The sequence below is a fragment of the Kribbella sp. NPDC004138 genome, assembly GCF_053603655.1.
The window spans coordinates 24,434-42,538 of record NZ_JBSGFZ010000013.1 but is presented as its reverse complement, the minus strand read 5'-3'; the positions used below and the strand labels follow the sequence as shown (position 1 = coordinate 42,538).

At 68.7% G+C, this 18,105-nt stretch carries 16 protein-coding genes; 7 read left to right on the top strand and 9 right to left on the bottom strand.

Annotated elements, in window-relative coordinates; all coding sequences use genetic code 11:
• Window positions 1-42: 42 nt before the first annotated feature.
• A complete protein-coding gene (locus tag ACWEOO_RS19510) occupies window positions 43-3,993 on the bottom strand; it encodes a GH92 family glycosyl hydrolase (protein ID WP_452144177.1) in 3,951 nt (1,316 codons plus the stop codon).
• Between the two features lie 260 nt (window positions 3,994-4,253).
• Between ACWEOO_RS19510 and ACWEOO_RS19505 the strand changes: the two genes are divergently transcribed.
• Together ACWEOO_RS19505 and ACWEOO_RS19500 are read left to right on the top strand one after the other, a co-directional pair.
• Window positions 4,254-5,153 carry an NAD-dependent epimerase/dehydratase family protein gene (locus ACWEOO_RS19505; protein WP_452144176.1) on the top strand — a complete coding sequence of 300 codons (900 nt, stop codon included), beginning with the start codon at window positions 4,254-4,256 and terminating at the stop codon, window positions 5,151-5,153.
• The gene (locus tag ACWEOO_RS19500) at window positions 5,150-7,336 is read left to right on the top strand and encodes a glycosyltransferase family 2 protein (protein ID WP_452144175.1); all 2,187 of its coding nucleotides are present in this window, start codon (window positions 5,150-5,152) and stop codon (window positions 7,334-7,336) included. The genes ACWEOO_RS19505 and ACWEOO_RS19500 overlap by 4 nt, the downstream gene beginning before the upstream one ends.
• On the opposite strand, the gene ACWEOO_RS19495 is transcribed toward ACWEOO_RS19500, so the two are convergent.
• Entirely contained in the window at window positions 7,236-7,709 is a 474-nt protein-coding gene (locus ACWEOO_RS19495) for a GtrA family protein (RefSeq protein ID WP_452144174.1), read from the bottom strand. The two genes, ACWEOO_RS19500 and ACWEOO_RS19495, sit on opposite strands and share 101 nt — an antisense overlap.
• Window positions 7,710-7,865: 156 nt before the next feature.
• Here ACWEOO_RS19495 and ACWEOO_RS19490 point away from each other — a divergent pair, with 156 nt between their 5' ends.
• Window positions 7,866-9,023: an NAD-dependent epimerase/dehydratase family protein gene (locus ACWEOO_RS19490; RefSeq protein ID WP_452144173.1), complete on the top strand. Its 1,158-nt coding sequence runs from the start codon at window positions 7,866-7,868 to the stop codon at window positions 9,021-9,023.
• 43 nt (window positions 9,024-9,066) lie between these two features.
• Here the strand turns inward: ACWEOO_RS19490 and ACWEOO_RS19485 are convergent, their stop codons facing one another.
• The 4 genes from ACWEOO_RS19485 to ACWEOO_RS19470 form a co-directional block, all read right to left on the bottom strand.
• Entirely contained in the window at window positions 9,067-9,789 is a 723-nt protein-coding gene (locus tag ACWEOO_RS19485) for a methyltransferase domain-containing protein (RefSeq protein WP_452144172.1), read from the bottom strand.
• A 34-nt stretch (window positions 9,790-9,823) separates the two neighbouring features.
• On the bottom strand, window positions 9,824-10,825 hold the full coding sequence (locus ACWEOO_RS19480) for an alanine racemase (RefSeq protein ID WP_359936121.1): 1,002 nt from the start codon (window positions 10,823-10,825) through the stop codon (window positions 9,824-9,826).
• A 4-nt stretch (window positions 10,826-10,829) separates the two neighbouring features.
• Window positions 10,830-11,960, bottom strand: coding sequence for a lipid II:glycine glycyltransferase FemX (locus tag ACWEOO_RS19475; RefSeq protein ID WP_452144171.1), 1,131 nt, complete (start codon window positions 11,958-11,960; stop codon window positions 10,830-10,832).
• 127 nt (window positions 11,961-12,087) lie between these two features.
• Entirely contained in the window at window positions 12,088-13,005 is a 918-nt protein-coding gene (locus ACWEOO_RS19470) for an SDR family NAD(P)-dependent oxidoreductase (RefSeq protein ID WP_452144170.1), read from the bottom strand.
• Window positions 13,006-13,126: 121 nt separating this feature from the next.
• Between ACWEOO_RS19470 and ACWEOO_RS19465 the strand changes: the two genes are divergently transcribed.
• From ACWEOO_RS19465 to ACWEOO_RS19455, 3 genes are read left to right on the top strand one after another with little or no spacing between them, the layout of a single operon-like run.
• Entirely contained in the window at window positions 13,127-13,690 is a 564-nt protein-coding gene (locus tag ACWEOO_RS19465) for a TetR/AcrR family transcriptional regulator (RefSeq protein ID WP_452144169.1), read from the top strand.
• Window positions 13,687-14,400, top strand: coding sequence for an SDR family NAD(P)-dependent oxidoreductase (locus ACWEOO_RS19460; RefSeq protein WP_452144168.1), 714 nt, complete (start codon window positions 13,687-13,689; stop codon window positions 14,398-14,400). Before ACWEOO_RS19465 ends, ACWEOO_RS19460 begins: the two co-directional genes overlap by 4 nt.
• Before the next feature lie 31 nt (window positions 14,401-14,431).
• Window positions 14,432-15,640 carry an MFS transporter gene (locus ACWEOO_RS19455; RefSeq protein ID WP_452144167.1) on the top strand — a complete coding sequence of 403 codons (1,209 nt, stop codon included), beginning with the start codon at window positions 14,432-14,434 and terminating at the stop codon, window positions 15,638-15,640.
• Here the strand turns inward: ACWEOO_RS19455 and ACWEOO_RS19450 are convergent.
• The gene (locus tag ACWEOO_RS19450; RefSeq protein ID WP_452144166.1) at window positions 15,609-16,139 is read right to left on the bottom strand and encodes an NUDIX domain-containing protein; all 531 of its coding nucleotides are present in this window, start codon (window positions 16,137-16,139) and stop codon (window positions 15,609-15,611) included. The two genes, ACWEOO_RS19455 and ACWEOO_RS19450, sit on opposite strands and share 32 nt — an antisense overlap.
• A gap of 28 nt (window positions 16,140-16,167) precedes the next feature.
• Here ACWEOO_RS19450 and ACWEOO_RS19445 point away from each other — a divergent pair, with 28 nt between their 5' ends.
• Window positions 16,168-16,695 carry a hypothetical protein gene (locus ACWEOO_RS19445; RefSeq protein WP_452144165.1) on the top strand — a complete coding sequence of 176 codons (528 nt, stop codon included), beginning with the start codon at window positions 16,168-16,170 and terminating at the stop codon, window positions 16,693-16,695.
• Here the strand turns inward: ACWEOO_RS19445 and ACWEOO_RS19440 are convergent.
• Both ACWEOO_RS19440 and ACWEOO_RS19435 read right to left on the bottom strand, forming a co-directional pair.
• Complete coding sequence (locus tag ACWEOO_RS19440; protein ID WP_452144164.1) at window positions 16,685-17,491, bottom strand: deoxyribonuclease IV; 807 nt, start codon at window positions 17,489-17,491, stop codon at window positions 16,685-16,687. The two genes, ACWEOO_RS19445 and ACWEOO_RS19440, sit on opposite strands and share 11 nt — an antisense overlap.
• 31 nt (window positions 17,492-17,522) lie before the next feature.
• Entirely contained in the window at window positions 17,523-18,023 is a 501-nt protein-coding gene (locus ACWEOO_RS19435; RefSeq protein WP_359936103.1) for an Lrp/AsnC family transcriptional regulator, read from the bottom strand.
• Between the last annotated feature and the right edge of the window lie 82 nt (window positions 18,024-18,105).

The window sequence follows — 18,105 nt, the reverse complement described above, 5'->3', positions numbered from 1 at the left end:
CGGTACCGAGGGCGACGGCAGCAGCCGTCGCCCTCAGTCATGTCAGCCGTAGTTGCGGTCGATCGACTGCGACGGTGTCGGGCTCGGCTTGGTCTCGGCGACGCGCTTGTCGCTCGGGTGGGTGCCGGTCTCGATGCCCTTCAGGGTGCCGAGCAGTTCGATCTCGGACAGCGTGACGCCGTCGGCGCCGGCCGCCGGTGTGAGTACCAGGCGGTACTGCGTGTAGGCCTTCGGCGAGGCGATGCTGAAGGACCTGGTGTACGACGTCCAGGCCCATGTCTCGCCGGTACGCCGGTCCACCGTGCTCCACGTCGTACCGTCGTTCGATCCCTCGAGCGTCCACGCCGCCGGCGCGGTACCGGTGGCACCGCTCGTCAGCGTGTACATGCCGACCGGACGACCCTGCGGCAGGGCCACGGTGACGGTCGGCTGTGCACCGGTCAGCGTGACCTGCGTCTTCGTGTCGTTGTCGATCAGCGCGGAGACGTCCGTGCTGCCCGCACCGATCACCGCGCCGGTGTCGGACGTCGAGTCACGCCACGTCATCGGGTCCTCGCCCGGCTTGGTGATCGACGGCGGCGCGTCGGTGCGGCCGGTGCCCCACTTGCTCGGCTGGTCGGTCATCTCGAACTCGATCTTGCCGCCGCCGGCGATCAGGTCGTGCGGCAGCGCGGTCGAGGTCCAGTTCTTGCCGTTGACCTTGACGCTCTTCACGTAGACGTTGCGCGAGCTGTTGTTCGGAGCGCTGATCACCAGCTTCTTGCCGCCGGCCAGCCGGACCGTCGCCTTGGTGAACAGCGGCGAGCCGATCGCGTACGACGGCGACCCGACCTGCAGCGGGTAGAAGCCGAGCGCGCTGAACAGGAACCACGACGACATCTCGCCGTTGTCCTCGTCACCCGGGTACCCCTGCCCGATCTCGGAGCCGAGGTACAACCGCGACAGCACCTCGCGGACCTTCTCCTGCGTCTTCCACGGCTGCCCCGCCACGTCGTACATGTAGGTGATGTGGTGTGACGGCTGGTTGCTGTGGCCGTACTGCCCCATCCGGACGTCGCGCGCCTCGAGCATCTCGTGGATGGTGCCGCCGTACCCGCCGGTGTGCAGCGCGTCCTCCGGCGTACTGAAGAACTCGTCCAGCTTCTTCGCCAGCCCGTCCCGCCCGCCGTAGATCGCGGCCAGGCCGGCGCCGTCCTGCGGCGTCGAGAACGCCATGTTCCAGGCGTTGGTCTCGGTGTAGTCGTGGCCCCAGTCCTGCGGGTCGAAGGTGCTCGGGGAGTTGCCCCAGACACCGTCCGGGCCCTTGCCCTGGAAGAAGCCGACCGTCGGGTCGTACAGCGTGACGTAGTTGCGGGCCCGGTTCAGGAAGTACTTGTAGTTGTCCAGGTACTCCTGCTTGCGCGGGTCGTTCTTCTTCGCCTTGTCGTACAGCGCCTTCGACAGGTTCGCGATGCCGAAGTCGTTGATGTAGCCGTCCATCGACCAGCTGAAGCCTTCACCGGTGGTGTTGGCCGTGTAGCCGTTGAACGTGGCCAGGTCCATGCCCTTGCGGCCGACGTTCTGCGACGGCGGTACGACGGACGCGTTCTTCACCGCGGCGTCGTACATCGCCTGGACGTCGATCCCCTTGATGCCCTTCAGGTACGCGTCCGCGAAGGCGACGTCGGACGATGTACCGACCATCAGGTTCGCGTAGCCGGGGGAGGACCAGCGGGAGATCCAGCCGCCGTCCTTGTACTGCTGGACGAACCCGTTGACCAGCTCCGCCGCCTCGTCCTGGGCGAACAGCGAGTACGCCGGCCACACGGTCCGGTACGTGTCCCAGAAGCCGTTGTTCACGTACGTCTGGCCGGCCACGATCTTCGAGCCGGTCGTGGTCGGGGTGTCGGTGCCTACCTTCGGCGACGTCGGCGAGGCGTACTTGATCACCGGGTCCTTCGTGGTGCCGGTGTTCTCGGAGCCGTTGTTCGGGTAGAGGAACAGCCGGTAGAGGTTGGAGTACAGGCTGGTCAGTTGGTCGGCCGTGGCACCCTCGACCTGGATGGTGCTCAACTTGGCATCCCAGGCGGCCTGTGCGGCGTCCTTGACCTTGCTGAACTTGGAGTCCGCCGGGAGCTCCTGCTCCAGGTTCTTGCGGGCCTGCTCCGTGCCGATCAGCGAGGTGGCCATCCGCAGCTGGACCTGGGTCACCTTGGGGTCGAAGGAGAAGTAGCCGCCGACGTTGGCCCCGCCACCGTTGGACAGCTTGCCCGAGGCAAGCACCTTCTGGTCGACCACGCCGTACACGAACAGCCGGCCGGCGCCCGTGGACAGTCCGCTCTTGACGTCGGAGTACCCCGTGACCACTCCGGTCGCCGGGTCGAGCGTCAGGCCGCCGTTGGTGTTCACGTTGTCGAAGACCAGCGATGCCTTACCGGCCGGGAAGCTGAACCGCAACAGCGCGGCGTGGTTGGTCGGCGCGATCTCGGCCGCGTTGCCGTTGTCGAACGTGACGCCGTAGTAGTACGGCCGCGCGATCTCGTTGTCGTGGCTGAACGACCAGGCGCGGGCCTTGCGGTCCGCGGTCGGTGTCGCCGCGACGGACGGCATCACCTGGAACGTCTGCCGGTCACCCATCCACGGGCTGGGCTCGTGGCTGATCGACAGCGCCTGCATGGTCGGCCGGTTCGCCTCGTTGTTGCCCTTGGCGTAGTCGTACAGCCAGGACGTAGACCCCGCATTGGTGACCGGCGTCCAGAAGTTGAAGCCGTGCGGTACGGCGGTGGCCGGGAAGTTGTTGCCCCGCGAGAAACCGCCCGTGGCGTTCGTGCCGCGCGTGGTCAGCGCCAAGTCCGACGGGTGCTTGGCCACGGTCTTCTGCGCCGCGCGGTCCGGGTTGATCGCGGCGGCGATCCGGATGTCGTCGAGCCAGCCGCGGAAGTCGGCCGGGCCGGACGGCTTGTCGTAGCCGACCAGGATCCGCTTGATCGTCTTGCCGGCCGCCACCTTGCCGAGATCGGCCTCGACGTTGTTCCACTGGTTCGTGTAGAGCGCCTTGGAGTCGCCCTGGCCGCGCGGGCTCAGCTCGAACCCGTGGTGATCGCGAGCCTTCAGGTCGCTCAGGTAGGTGCCGTCGTCGAACGCCAGGTCGACCGCGGCGTACGTGCTCGGGTAGCTCAGATCGCCCTCGACGTGCTCCGGGAAGATCTTGTACGACAGGCGGGTGTCCTTACCCACCTGCAGATCGACGTCGGAGATCTTGTTCCACGTGTAGCCGCGGCCCTCGGCGTCCTGGTGCCCGGCGTACCGGAAGGACTTGACGCCGGTGAAGCCGACGCGGGCGCGGGCGTTGTAGGCACTGGTCGGGCCGGAGTCCAGCCGCGACTCGGCGACCGGACCGGGCGACGGCAGCGGGGCGCCGTTCGACAGGTACCAGTCGGCCAGCTGGACGATGTTCTCGCCGTGGTTCAGCGTGATGTCCAGCTTGAAGTACGTGTACGCCGTGTCGTTGGCGAAGCTGTACTCCTTGGTCTGGAAACGGTTCTCGAAGCTCTGGCCGGTCTGGGTGTCCAGCGTGGTCCAGGTGCTGCCGTCGTTCGACCCGGACACGGTCCAGTTCTGCGGGTCGCGGCCGTCGGCGTCGTTCGCCGAGGTGAGCGCGTACTTCTTGATCACCACCGGGGCCGAGGTCTGGTAGACCAGCCAGCCGGTCTTCTCGAACACCAGCCACTTGGTGAACTTGTCACCGTCCGCGGCGTTGGTGGCGATCTCGCCGCCACCGGTGTTCTCACCGTTCGCGGTCACCTTGGTGACCTTGTCCATCTCGCTGCCGCCGATCCCGGTCGGCGTCGGCCCGCGCACCCCCTCGGTGCGCGGCTTCCCGTCCGGACCGGTCTCGACCGTGTCGGTGTAGCCCGGCTGCGGTTGCCCGGGCTCGAACGAGGTGAAGTACGACGAACCGCTCACCACCGGCTGCTCGGAGGCAGCAGGCGACGCGGCATGCGCTGGCGTCATGGCAACAGACATTGTCACAACCAGCGCGAGAGACGTGACGAGCCCCAGTGGGCGGCGGAGATTCATCGACGCTCCTTGCACATCCGGCCGGCACCACGGGACGCCCCCGTCCACCGGTGTGGGTACGCGGCCCCGATGACAAGGTTGTCAGCCCGCGTTCGGGGTCGATCCTGCCCAGCGATGTCACCGCGGGTCAATAGTTCGTAGCGCACTGTCGACCCATGGTGGTGGATCGACACCCCGGAGGTAGGTTGAAGCACATGGACGAACGTGTGCTGGTCACCGGGGCCTCGGGGTTCATCGGGCGGGCTGTGGTGAGGGCTCTGCGGGGGCGTGGGGTGGCGGTTACTGCTGTGGATCGGGAGCCGCCGGATGCTTCCTGGGACGGCGGGGTGCACGTGGTGACGGGGGATCTGGCGGAGCAGGAGACGTGTGTCGCGGCGTTCGAGACGCGGCCTACGACTGTGGTGCATCTGGCGGCGTTGACGTCGGTGTTGCGGTCGGTGGATGCGCCGATGCAGACGTTCGCGCAGAACGTGACGATCACGCAGGTGCTGCTGGAGTTGAGTCGCGGTAGCGGGGTCGAGGCGTTCGTGCTGGCGTCGACCAACGCGGTGGTGGGGAACGTCGGTACGTCGGTGATCAACGTCGACCTGCCGCTGCGGCCGCTCACGCCGTACGGCGCGACGAAGGCGGCGTGCGAGATGCTGCTGTCGGCGTACTCGGGGAGCTACGGGATGGCGACCGCGGCGCTGCGGTTCACGAACGTGTACGGGCCGGGGATGTCGCACAAGGACAGCTTCGTGCCGCGGATGATGAGGGCGGCGCTGAGCGGCACCGGGGTGAAGGTGTACGGCGACGGGCAGCAGCGGCGGGATCTGGTGTTCATCGACGACGTGGTGAGCGGCGTCCTGCGGGCGCTCGACACCAGGTACGACGGCCGCGCGATCATCGGCTCCGGGCGGTCCGTCTCGGTGCTGGAGATGATCGACACGGTGCGCGCGGTGACCGGGCAGCCGGTGCCGGCCGAGCACATCGAGGCGCCGGCGGGCGAGATGCCGGCGGTGGTCGTGGACGTCGCCAACGATCTCGGCTACCAGCCGACGGTCTCGCTCGAAGACGGTCTGGCCCGGACGTGGCGGTACTTCGAAAAGCAGTGAGGAAGCACTGGCTGCTCGCCGTCTTCCTCACGCTGGGTCTGGTACTGCGGGTCCTCGCGACCGTCGCCTACACGCCCGCGATCGTCTACACCGACTCCGTCCAGTACCTGACGAACATGGGCAAGCTGAGCCCGGACCAGCTCAACCCCATCGGGTACGACTTCGTGCTCGGCCCGCTGGTCGCGATCGGCGGGCTCACGTTCGTCGTCATCGTTCAGCACCTCACCGGACTGCTCCTCGGCGTCGCCATCTACGCCCTCGCGCGCAGGCTCACCGTCTATCGCTGGCTGGCGGCGCTCGCCGCCGCGCCGATCCTGCTTGACGCGTACCAGGTGCAGATCGAGCAGAACATCATGGCCGAGACCACGTTCGACGTGATCCTGGTGGCGATCCTCTGGCTCCTGCTGGGCAAGAGGGCGGCGCCTGGCTGGCGGCGTGCGGCCGTCGCCGGTGTGCTCGTGGGCGCCGCGTTCACCGTCCGCGCGATCGGCATGGTCCTGCTGATCGCCGTCGTGCTGTACCTGGTCGTGGTCGGGAACGCCTGGCGCAAGCGGCGGATGGCCGTCGTACGCCGGACCGCTGCCGCCGTAGCCGGCTTCGGTGTCGTCTTCGCGGCGTACGTCGGCTACTACCACGCGGAAACGGGCCGCTGGGGCTTCACCGGCGCCGAGAACCAGATCCTGTACGGGCGGACCGCCACGGTCGCCAACTGCGACAAGCTGCCGCTCAACGAGGGCACCCGACTGTTCTGCCCGAAGGAGCCGCTCGGTCAGCGTCTGGGCGTCGACAAGTACGCCCATAACCACTACGGCGACCCGAACTGGCCCGGTCCGCTCCCGCCGGGGACGACGAAACGTCAGCTGGCGACCGAGTTCGCGCATCTGGTGATCAAGCACCAGCCGCTGGACGTCACGTGGGCGGCGCTGAAGGACTTCGCGAAGGGGTTCGCGCCGACGCGCACCAGCTCGCCCAACGACGTACCGCTGGACCGGTGGCAGTTCCAGCTCACCTATCCGAACCTCAAAGACCCCAACACCACCAAGGCCGCAGTGAAATGGGGAGGGTCCGAGCCGCACGTCTCTCACACGCCTGCTGTCATCCTGCGCGCCTACCAGCTCCACGGCGGCTACACGTCCGGCATACTGCTCGCCCTGTGCGTACTGCTCGCTCTTGTTGCGGCCGTACGTGCAAGAGAGCTCCGAGCGGCTGCACTGTTCCCGGCAGCGGCCGGTGTGATCCTCCTGCTCGGCTCAGCCGCATTCGAGTTCTCCTGGCGCTACCAGCTGCCAGGGCTGATCTTCTTCCCACTGGCAGGTGCCATAGGCCTCCGTGCCCTGCTCGGCAAGGACCAGGCGCGCACTGCGATGGCGGACTATCCGGACGCCGTCGATTCCGAAGCTGTGAAGGCCTTCAAGCACACGGACTTCGCACCGGTCGTCGTGGTCATCGCGGCGTACAACGAGGCCGGCGGCATCGGCCCGGTCCTCACCGACATGCCGCGAACCTGCGCCGGCCTCCCGGTCGACGTCCTCGTCGTCGTGGACGGTGCCACCGACAACACCGCCGAGATCGCCCACGAGCACGGGGCGTCCGTGTGCGTTGCCCCGAGCAACCGCGGTCAAGGCGCCGCGCTCCGGCTCGGGTACCACCTGGCCGCGGCGGGCGGGGCGAAGTACATCGTCACGACCGACGCCGACGGTCAGTACGACAACGACGAGCTGGAGACGCTGCTGGAGCCGATCCTGCTCGACCGGGCCGATTTCGTCACCGGATCGCGCCGGCTCGGAGCGGAGGACGCGGACAGCCGGCTGCGCTGGGTCGGCGTGCGCGTGTTCGCCGTACTCGCGTCGATCCTGACCCGGCGGAAGCTGACCGACACCTCCTTCGGCTTCCGCGCGATGCGGGCCGAGCTCGCGACCGCCGTCACGTTGCGTGAACCGCAGTACCAGTCGTCGGAGCTGCTGCTCGGTGCGCTTGCGCTCGGCGCCCGCGTGGTCGAGCTGCCGATGACGATGCGCCGGCGCGGCGACGGGAGCAGCAAGAAGGGCCCCGGCGTCGTGTACGGCGCGAACTACGGCCGGGTCATGACGACGACGTGGTTACGGGAGTACGTGCTGCGCCGGCGGCGGCAGGCGGGTTCTTGGCGAACACCAGCCGATCGAACAGCACGAACTTCACGATGAACAGCACCGCGTAGGTCCCGAAGTACGAACCGGTCACCAGCAGCGTCTTCAGCGCGTGTGAGTCGACCGGCTGCACCAGGTGATCGGTCACCGAGGTGACCACGGCGGCCGTGACCGCGGAGCCGATCACGATCATTGTGTACGGCAACTTCTGACCGCTGCGACCCCAGGTCCAGCGGCGGTTGAGGACGTAGTTCGGGACCGCACCGGCCAGCCACGCGACCAGGGTCGCGACCAGGGCCGCCGTACCGAACCAGTAACACAGAGCGAACGCGAGCTGGCTGACCACGGTGGCGACCACGGAGGACGCCGAGTACCTCGCCCAGAGCAACAATCGGGCGCGAGTGAGCTTGACCTTGGTGAGAGCACGCATCGCGGCCTATTCTGCACCTCCGGACCAGCCGGCGGCAGTCCGGCGGAAATTCTCAGCCGATTACCAGCCAATAGGTGGGACCGATCACGTTACGGGAGCGGGTACTCGGGATAGGAAGGACTGTGACGACTTTCCCCGACGGAAGGCGGCCGAGCCGTGCGCGTACTCGTCCTGGGCGGTGACGGCTACCTAGGGTGGCCGACAGCCCTGCACCTCTCCGACCGCGGCCACCACACGGCCGTGCTCGACAACATGGCCCGCCGCGGTTACGACCGTGAGCTGGGCGTCCAGAGTCTGGTCCCGATCGAGGATCTCGAAGCTCGGGTCGCCGCCTGGAAGGAGGTCTCCGGGCAGGAGATCCCGGCGTACGTCGGTGATCTGCTCGACGCCGACTTCGTCTACCGGGTACTCAGCGAGTTCCAGCCGGACGCGATCGTGCACTTCGCCGAACAGCGCGCCGCGCCGTACTCGATGATCGACCGCGAGCACGCCGTCTACACCCAGCACAACAACGTGGTCGGCACGCTGAACCTGATGTACGCGATCGCCGAGGTGGACCCGGACATCCACCTGGTCAAGCTCGGCACGATGGGCGAGTACGGCACGCCCAACATCGACATCGAGGAAGGCTGGCTGGAGGTCGAGCACAACGGCCGCAAGGACCGGATGCTCTACCCGAAGAAGCCGGGCTCGTTCTACCACCTCAGCAAGGTGCACGACTCGCACAACCTCGAGTTCGGCTGCCGGATCTGGGGGATGCGCGTCACCGATCTCAACCAGGGCGTGGTGTACGGACAGCAGACCGAGCAGACCGTGCGGGACTCCCGGCTGGCGACCCGGTTCGACTACGACGCCGTGTTCGGCACCGTTCTCAACCGGTTCTGCATCCAGGCCGTGCTGGGCGAGCCGCTGACCGTGTACGGCGCCGGCGGCCAGACGCGAGGCTTCCTCGACATCCGGGACACCGTCGAGTGCATCCGGCTCGCGGTCGAGAACCCGGCGGACGCCGGCGAGTTCCGGGTCTTCAACCAGATGACCGAGAGCTACTCGGTGGCGCAGCTCGCCGACCTGGTCGCGGAGTGCTTCCCGGGCCCGGTGCAGGTCGAGCACCTGGACAACCCGCGCGTCGAGCAGGCCGAGCACTACTACAACGTGAAGCACACCGGCCTCGTCGGACTGGGCCTCCAGCCGCACCTGCTCTCGGAGACCCTGATCGAGTCGATGTTCGACATCGTCTCCGCCAACAAGGACCGCGTCGACCCGGCCGCGCTACTCCCGACCGTGCGCTGGCAGGGCCACCTCAAGCGGAGCTGACCTTCGACGCAGGGCTGCGGCTGGATCCATCAGCCGTAGCCCGCTAACGCCGTGCACCGACAAGAAGTGTCGGGAGTACGGCGAGGAAGCGGTTGCGGCGGCCGCGGTCGGATTGTTCGGCGAGCCAGGTGTCGGCGTCCTCCTGGGTGATGAGCGCCTTCTCGACCGCGGCGCCGGCGGCTGCGCTCAGCTGCGGCGCCATCAGCTCGTAGTCGGTGACGACCTCGGTGTGGACGGCGACCTCGACGTCGTGGAAGCCGGCGTCGAGCAGGAGATCACGCAGCGTACGCGGCGCACGCGGCGACACCGTACGGGACTCGAGGCCGAGGCGGATCACGTCGGTCAGGTCCTGGTCGGAGCTGTCGATCAGGACGAACCCGTAGTCCTGCCCGCCCAGCACGATCCGCCCGCCGGGACGCAGCACCCGTCGGGCCTCGGCGATCGTCGGGACCGGATCCGCGAGCAGGTGGAACAGCCGCAGCGCGCGGTACCCGTCCATCGACTCGTCCTCGAGCGGCAGCTCGCCGGAATGTGCCACGTGAAACATTGCCCCCGGCGCCCGCTCCCGGGCCGCCTCGACCGCCTCGGGGTCGGCATCGATCCCGGTCACCTTCAGGCCCTTGCGCGCCAGTTCGGCGACCGCATGCCCCGCTCCGCAGCCGACGTCGACGCAGGTCGCGCCCCTTTTCAGCGCCAGCATCCGGTACGACGTCGCGCGCAGCTCCGCCGCACCGGGCCCTTCCTCGATCCGTTCCAGAAACCTCATACGGTCCACGCTGCAACTTCAGGTGGACCTGAAGTCAATCCATCGACACCTTGTCGAAGGTCGTCGTGGTGTAGCGGACGTCGAGGTCGATCACGTCGCCGACCGCCGGCGGGGCCACCGACGACGGCAGGAACAGCATGCTGGCCTGCATGTGCGGCGGTTCGGCGAACCAGCGCTGCTTGCCTTCGATGCTGAACGGCGACAGGGCCATGCCGGCCGCGTCCAGGCTGCCCTTGGCCATCGCGATCGCGCGCTGCCGCACGGTCGCCGCCGCGGTCGGGGCCTCCAGGCCGACGCCGTGCGCCGTACCACCGGAGACGATCAGGATGTGGCCGTCGCCGCTGACCCGGCGCTGCCGGTAGCCGACGCGCTCGCCCCGGCGGACCGAGTGCACGTCGAGGACGGTCGCCTTGACCGACAGCGCGCCGCGGTCGCCGAGCCACAGGCCGGTGCCCATCCGCAGCTTCACGTCGTCGCCGATGTCGCCCAGCTTCTGCGCCGGCACGTGCGACACCCACAACGTGTTCTTCCGTACGTCGAGCGCCGCCTTCGCCAGCTGCTGCGCCTCGCGGAGGTTGGCCGACGTACCGCCGGCGCCCATCGGGAAGTGCAGCGACCAGCCCTCGAAGCGGATCCGGTCGAGCGCGTTCAGCAGCATCGTGTGCCGCAGTTCGCGGGCGCCGATGCCGTGCCGGCGCATCGAGGTCATCACCTCGATCAGCACCCGGCTGCCGGCCGGGATCGAGACCAGGTCGGCCAGCCGGCTGACCGTGTGGATCACGTTCTTGCTCTGCGGCACCTCGAGGAACGGCCGCCACGGCGACAGCACCACGACGTCCTCGCGGGGGTCCGCGGGGACCTCGAAGTACGTGCCGACCGCGACCGTGCGGGCGCCGAGCGCGCGGGCCTCCGCGAACAGCCGGTGGTTGCCGAACCCGTACCCGTTGCCCTTGGCGACCGGGACGATGTCGGGGTTCCACGTGGAACGCAGGTGTTCACGCCATCGATCGGAATCGACGTGCAGGACTAGGGGCATGGTGTCAACGCCGTCTCATGTAGAGGTCGAATGCGGTGTAGAGCGCCTTGTTCAACGGCAGGTCCCACTCACCGACGTACTCGACGGCCTCGCCGCCGGTACCGGTCTTGAACTGGATCAGCCCGACGTGCGGGTCGTTCGGGTCCAAGGTGTCGGTGATGCCCCGTAGGTCGTACACGGACGCGCCCGCCGCGAGTGCGTCCGTCATCATGCGCCACTGGATCGCGTTCGATCCGCGCACGTCGCGTTTGGCGGTCGAGCTGGCTCCGTAGGAGTACCAGGAATGACCGCCGACCCGGACCCAGATCGTCGACGCGACCAGGTCGCCCTCGTGGTGGGCGTTGTAGATCCGGAAGTCACAGCAATCGGCCGGCTGGTGGGCCATCGCGGCGTACATCTTCTCGAAGTACGGCAGCGGGCGCGGCGTGAAGTGGTCACGCTGCGCGGTCTCGACGTACAGCGCGTGGAACGCCTTGATGTCCTCGGTCCCGCCTTGCGAGACCTCGACGCCGGCCTTGCCGGCCTTCTTGATGTTGCGCCGCCAGAGCTGGTTCATGCCCTTCAGCAGGTCGTCCTCGGTGCGGCCGGCCAGCGGCACCTGGAAGACGTATTGCGGTTGCCCGGCCGCGAACCCCTCCGCGGTCCGGGGTGCCTTCCAGCCGAGCTTGTGGAGCTTGTCGACAACCGTGGCGCCGGACGGCTCGATCACGTCCGGCCGGACGTCGCCGAGCCGCGGCTGCTGCCCGCTGGCGATGGCGTCCTTGATCGTCTGTGCGGTCCACCGCCGGGTCGCCACCGGCGGACCCATCCGGATGCCGAACGCGCCACGCTCCAGCAGGTGCGCCGCCAGCGGACGCAGGTAGCTGCCGAGGTCGATCGCGTCCCAGTCGATCACCGGGCCCTCGGGCAGGTAAGCGAGGTACCGCTTCACCTTCGGCATCTGCCGGTACAGCACCAGCCCGACGCCGACGAGGGTGCCGGGGGTGCCCGGTTCGTACCAGCCGAGCGACTCCGCCTTCCACTCGCTCTTCACCGCCGCCCACCCCGGGGTCTGCAGGAAGCTCGCCGACGGCTGGGCCGCGATGTAGGCCGCATGCTCGTCCGTCGAGATGGTCCGGATGCTCAAGTCACTCACGGTCGGTCAGGTTACCGGCCCAGCCGCGGGAACCGTAGCTGAGCCGGTTTCTGATCAAAGCCACCTTGAGCACCCACCAACCATTTTCCGTCGCGGAGAATGGTTGATCCGTGCTCAAGGTCGGATCTCAGTCGACGAGCAGGCTTTCTGACAAGTCCCACAACCGAGTGGCCGACTCCGGATCTAGGGCGTACTCCGCGACGCCGCCTTCCTGCCCCTCGACGTGCGGCAGGGCCTCGTTGTTGTCCTCGAAGTACTTACCGGTGACACCGGCGACCAGCGGGGACGCGGCCAGCAGCACCGACGTGGAGGCGCCCTGCTCGGTCGTCTTCCACGGGAAGTGCTCCCACTGCTGGAGGAGCTCGTCCGGGACGTGCCGCTGCAGAGGTGTCCGGATGCCGCCCGGCATCAGGGCGTTGGCGACGATCCCGTCACTCGCCCAGCGCTTGGCCGCCTCGACCGCGAACAGCACGTTCGCCGTCTTCGACTGGCCGTACGCCGCCCACTCGTCGTACGGACGGTTCTCGAAGTGGATGTCGTCGAAGTGCACGTCCGAGCGCAGGTGTGCGCTCGAGCTGACCGAGACGATCCGCGCGTCGCCGGCCGCGGCGAGTGCGCCGTGCAGGCCGAGGGCGAGCCCGAAATGGCCGAGGTGGTTGGTCGCGAACTGGTGCTCCCAGCCCTCCGGCGTCCGGGTCAGCGGCTCGGCCATCACACCGGCGTTGTTGACCAGGATGTGCAGCGGCCCGTCCCAGGTGGCGGCGTAGGCGCGCACCGAGGCGCGGTCGGCGAGTTCGATCGGCGCGACGAAGACGTGGTTGTTGCCGGTGGTGTCGATGATCTGGGCCGCGACCCGTTCGCCGGCGGCGGTGTTGCGGACAGCGAGGGTGACCTCGGCGCCCGCCGCGGCGAGAGCCCGGACGGTCTCGACACCGATCCCGGAAGCGCCGCCGGTGACGACGGCCCGGCGACCGGTCAGATCGACGCCGGCGACGACCTCGGCCGCGGTGGAGTCATGCGTGAAAGGAGTGGTGATCCTGCTCATCAGGTTCGGTCCTGTTCTACGAGCTACGCTATAACCGGAGGAGCCTCCGGTATTTCCAGTTAACCGGAGGAACCTCCGGTTAACAAGTCCGCTAGGTTGTGAGGCCACGGAGGGAGGGGAGATGAGTACCAGTGAGCGTCCGCTGCGCGCGGACGCCCAGCGCAACCGGGACCAGATCGTGGCGGCCGCGGGACGCGCGTTCACGAAGTGCGGCCTGGAGGCCACGCTGGAGGGGATCGCGAAGGACGCCGGCGTCGGCATCGGCACGCTCTACCGGCACTTCCCGACCCGTGAGCTGCTGATCGAGGCGGCGTACCGGAACGAGTTGGCAGCGGTCTGCGACGCGTCCCCGGAGCTCCTGGCGAAGCTGCCGCCGGACAAGGCGCTGCGCGCGTGGATGGACCGCTTCATCGACTACATGGCCCGCAAGCGGGGCATGGCCGACGCGCTGCGAGCGGTCTTCGCCTCCGGCGCGAACCCGTACGCCCAGAGCTTCGAGCTCCTCGTCGGGGCGGTCCAGCCGCTGCTCGACGCCGGCGCGGCCGCCGGCCAGATCCGCTCGGACATCTCGGCCAAGGACCTGCTCGCCAGCATCGGCGGCGTCGGCGGTGCCGCGGCCGACGACCGCGACCAGGCGGGCCGGCTGCTCGACCTGCTGATGGACGGCCTGCGGTACGGCGCATGAAGGTTGCTCTGGTGACCGGATCCGCGTCCGGTATCGGAGCCGCGACCGTACGGCGCCTGGCCGCGGACGGGATGACCGTCGCGGTGCACTCGCGGTCCAGCCGCGCTGCCGGGCAGGCCTTGGCGGCGGAGTTGGGCGGGTCGTACCACCAGGCTGATCTGTCGGACGACGCCGCGGCGCAGGCGCTGGTGCCGGAAGTGGTGCGTGAGCACGGGCGCCTCGACGTACTCGTGAACAACGCCGGTATCAGCTGGCCGGTGCCGCACGCGGATCTCGACAGGTTGACCGCCGACGACTGGCGGCGGTTGCTCGACGTCAACCTGATCGCGCCGTGGCTGCTGTGTACGGCGGCCCTCCCGGCGCTCCGCGAATCCGGCGGATGCATCGTCAACGTGACCAGCCACGCGGGCGTCCGGCCCAAGGGCAGCTCGATCGCGTACGCCGCGTCGAAGGCGGCGCTCAACCACGTGACGAAGTTGCTCGCCGCCGCGCTCGGACCGGACGTCCGGGTGAACGCGGTCGCACCCGGTCTCGTCGACACGCCGCTCACCGAGTCGTGGACCGCGGCCCAGGAGCTGTGGAAAACCTCGAGCCCGATGCGTCGTGCCGCGCAGCCGGCGGACGTCGCCGACCTGATCTCGGCCGTTGTCCACAACGGCTACCTGACCGGTGAAGTCATCCTGCTCGACGGCGGCCTCAACCTGCGCTGATTCTGTCGGTGCCGGTCCCTACGATCGCGGGATGTCTTTGGGTCGAGACTTCCGGCGGTTGTGGGTTGCGTTCACGGTCAGTGCGTTCGGATCGGCGGTCGGGCTCGGCGCGCTGCCGCTGGTCGCCGTGCTGGCTCTGGACTCCAGCACCTTCCAGGTCTCGATGCTCGCCGCGCTGTCCGCGGTGGCCGGTGCGGCGCTCGCGTTGCCGATGGGGGACTTCATCGAGCAGCGGCGGAAACGGCCGGTGATGATCGCCTCCGACCTGGTGCGGTTCGCGGCGCTGGTCTCGGTGCCGGTCGCCGCGGCGTTCGGCATGCTGACGTACGCGCACCTGTGCGTGGCGGGAGTGTTCCAGGCGGCCGGGACGATCGCGTTCCAGTCGGCGAGTGGCGCGCATCTGAAGGCGCTCGTCCCGGCCGAGGGACGGGCCGAGGCGAACAGCCGCTTCGAGCAGACGAACTGGGTGTCGCTGAGTGTCGGGCCGGCGCTCGGCGGTGTGCTGGTCGGTCTGGTCGGCGCGACCGTCACGCTGGCGGTCGACGCGGTCTCGTTCCTCGGGTCGGCGCTCGGCATCCGGCGGATCCAGCAACCCGAGCCGGAGCCGCTGAAGCGGGAAGGCAAGCGCGACATCACCGCGGGCTGGCGCTACATCCTGCGGCACCGCGGGCTGCGCATCCTGTTCTGGAACTCGCAGCTGTTCGGCGGGCCGGTGATGATGACCTCGCCGCTGCTGACCGTCTTCATGTTGCGCGACCTGGGGCTGTCGGCGTGGAGCTACGGCGTCTTCCTCGGTATCTCTTGCATCGGCGGTGTGATCGGTGCACGGATGGCGCCGCGGCTGACCCGGAAGTACGGGCTGCACTGGATGCTGCTGGTGTTCGGCGTACTGCGGGCGCCGTGGCTCCTTCTGTTCCCGCTGGCGCCGCACGGGTGGGCCGGGTTCGTGCTGCTCACGGTCGCGGAGACCGGACTGCTCGTGGGAGCGGGGGCGTTCAACCCGTCGTTCGCGACGTACCGCATGGAGGTGACCGAGGACGGGTTCATGGCGCGCGTGGTCGGGTCCTGGTCGATCAGCTCACGGTGCGTTCAGCCCGCGTTCATGGCGCTCGGCGGCGTGCTCGCGACGCTGGTCGGGATGCGCGGCGCTCTGTGGGTCGCGGGCATCTGCTGCACGCTGAGCGCCGTACTGCTGCCGTGGCGCTCGGCTAAACCAGCTCCATTGCCTGAGCCAGTCTGACGATCGAGCCCACCTCTTCGGGCCGGCCGTCGAGGTACTCGGCGGCCTTCTCCGGCGCCAGCACCAGCACTTCGGTCACCTGTTCGCCGTCGTCCGGGTTGGTCGGCTCCTGCTCGACGACGACGTCCGCGACGTAGTTGGCCCAGTACGAGACCGGGTGCGGCAGGTGCGGACGGTACGGCGTTTCGCGGCGATGGTCGGCGCGATGGGCTCCGAGCCAGGTGAGCGGTCCGGTCAGCCGGGCACCGGCCTCCTCGAGCAGCTCACGCTGGACGAGCTCCTCGATCGACTCGCCGGGCTCACGGGTCCCGCCCGGCAGGAAACGCCAGCCCAGGTCGTTGGTACACACAACGATTCCGCCGGCGGTCCGGCAGACGACGTGGACGTTGCTGATCAGCTCGTCCGGCGGTTCCTCGACGGTGTAACGGACGTCGAGCTCGCCCCACTCCCAGTAGCCCGGTGCGAACAGGTCAGGAAACCGCTCCGCCCAGGTCTGCATAACCTCATTCTGCGCTACCGTCGCTGCCATGGCGCACCCCGACCCCGAGCCCGAGCCCACCGCGGCCACCGAAGCCGCAGTGGAAGCCGAGGCTGCCCAGGACAACGGGGACAACGGGGACGCCGGGGCCGCCGTGGAGAGCGAGGACGCGGCCGAACCGACGCCGGATCCCGGGAAGGCCGAGCGGACGATCGAGCGGCTGATGTGGTCCAGCGCCTGGCTCACCGTTCTGGTCGGCGTGTTCCTGGTCGTGGGCATCGCCCGGTCCGACAGCGACTACAGCGCCTTCGCCTGGCTCGGTGCGGTGGTGGCGTTCCTCGGCCTGCTCGCGCTGGCCGCGGCGTACTTCGCGTGCGCCCGCAAGCGCCTCACGCTGCGGACCCGCCTGCGCGGTCCCATCGACGTGTTCAAGGGCAGCACGGTGGTCATGGTGATCGTCGTGATCTGCGGCCTGCTCGTGCCGACCGACAACACCCCGGCGCTCGCCGTCCTGCTTCCGTGGGCCGTGACCTACTGGCTCTACGGCCTGGAGAAGACCGAGGCGCCTACGCCGTGAGGTGCGCCCGCAGGTAGTCGAGGTCGGCCTTCTGGCCGTTGTCCGCATTCGGCGTCTCGACGACGACCGGGGCGCTTGCGGCCTGCACGACCGCGACGATGGCGGCCGGGTCGATGTGACCCTCCTCGAAGTTGCTGTGCCGGTCCGCGCCGGAGCCGAACTCGTCACGGGAGCCGTTCGCGTGCACGAGGTCGATCCGGCCGGTGATCGCGAGCACCTTCTCGACGATCGTCGGCAGCTCCTCGCCGGCCGCGTGGAAGTGGCAGGTGTCGAGGCAGAAGCCGACGTTCTCCAGGCGGTCGTTGCCGGACGCCTGCACCGCGTCCCAGAGCCGCGCGATCCGGTCCAGCTGGCGGGCCATCGCGTTCTCGCCGCCTGCCGTGTTCTCGATCAGCAGCGGGACCGGCAGCTCGGCGCGCTCGATGCACTTACGCCAGTTGTCGAAGCCGGCCTCCGGGTCGTCCTCGTCGCCGACGTGCCCGCCGTGCACGATCACGCCCTTGACGTCGATCTCGGCGGCCTTGTCCAGCGTCTGCTGCAGCAGCTTCCGGCTCGGGATCCGGATCCGGTTGTTCGTGTTCGCGACGTTCAGCCGGTACGGCGCGTGCACGTAGAGGTCGACGCCCGCGGCGGCGGCGCGCTCCTTCAGCGCCTCCTCGCCGTCGGCGTACGCGAGCTTGGGCGCCTTGTAGTCCTGCGGGTTCCCCAGGAAGAACTGCACCAGGTCGGCGCCCCGGTCGGCCGCCTCGGCCAGCGGGTCTTCCTGGTCCACGTGCGCACCGAGCTTCACAGTCATACCCACCACCCTAGAACCGTCCGCCGACAGTTCAGGAACCCCATCCGGCCGACCGTGTCACCGTGCGGTGCTCGGCGGCCGGCGGCTGCACCGGGCGGCCCTCGAACTCCGTGGACAGCACGATGTGGGTGTTCATCTCGCCGTGCTCGCCGAGCCGTTCGAAGAGCCCTTCGAGGTGGCGCATCGAGGTGACGCGGACGCGCAGCATCGAGCACGAGTTGCCGCTCAGCTTGTGGATCTCCAGCACTTCGGGGAAGTCCTCGGCCCGGGTGGTCTTGAGCAGGCAGCGGCCCGTCGTGCACCGCATCTGGACGAACGCCGACAGCGGCTGTCCCGCCCTGGCCGGATCCACGTCGGCCCGGTAGCCGGTGATCACCCCGGCCTCCTCCAGCCGCCGGACCCTGTCGGCGACCGCGGGCGGCGACAGGTTGACCCGCTTGCCGAGCTGGTTGAACGACAGCCGCCCGTCGGACTGCAGCTCTGCCAGGATCTGCCAGTCCGTGGAGTCCAGTTCGCGCTCCTGAAAGGTCATCACCCCAGAACACCTTCGATGTCGGCCGTCCGCAAGGCCGTACGCCTTACATCGTGCCTTCAGCCGGGCCAGTCGCCTTCCT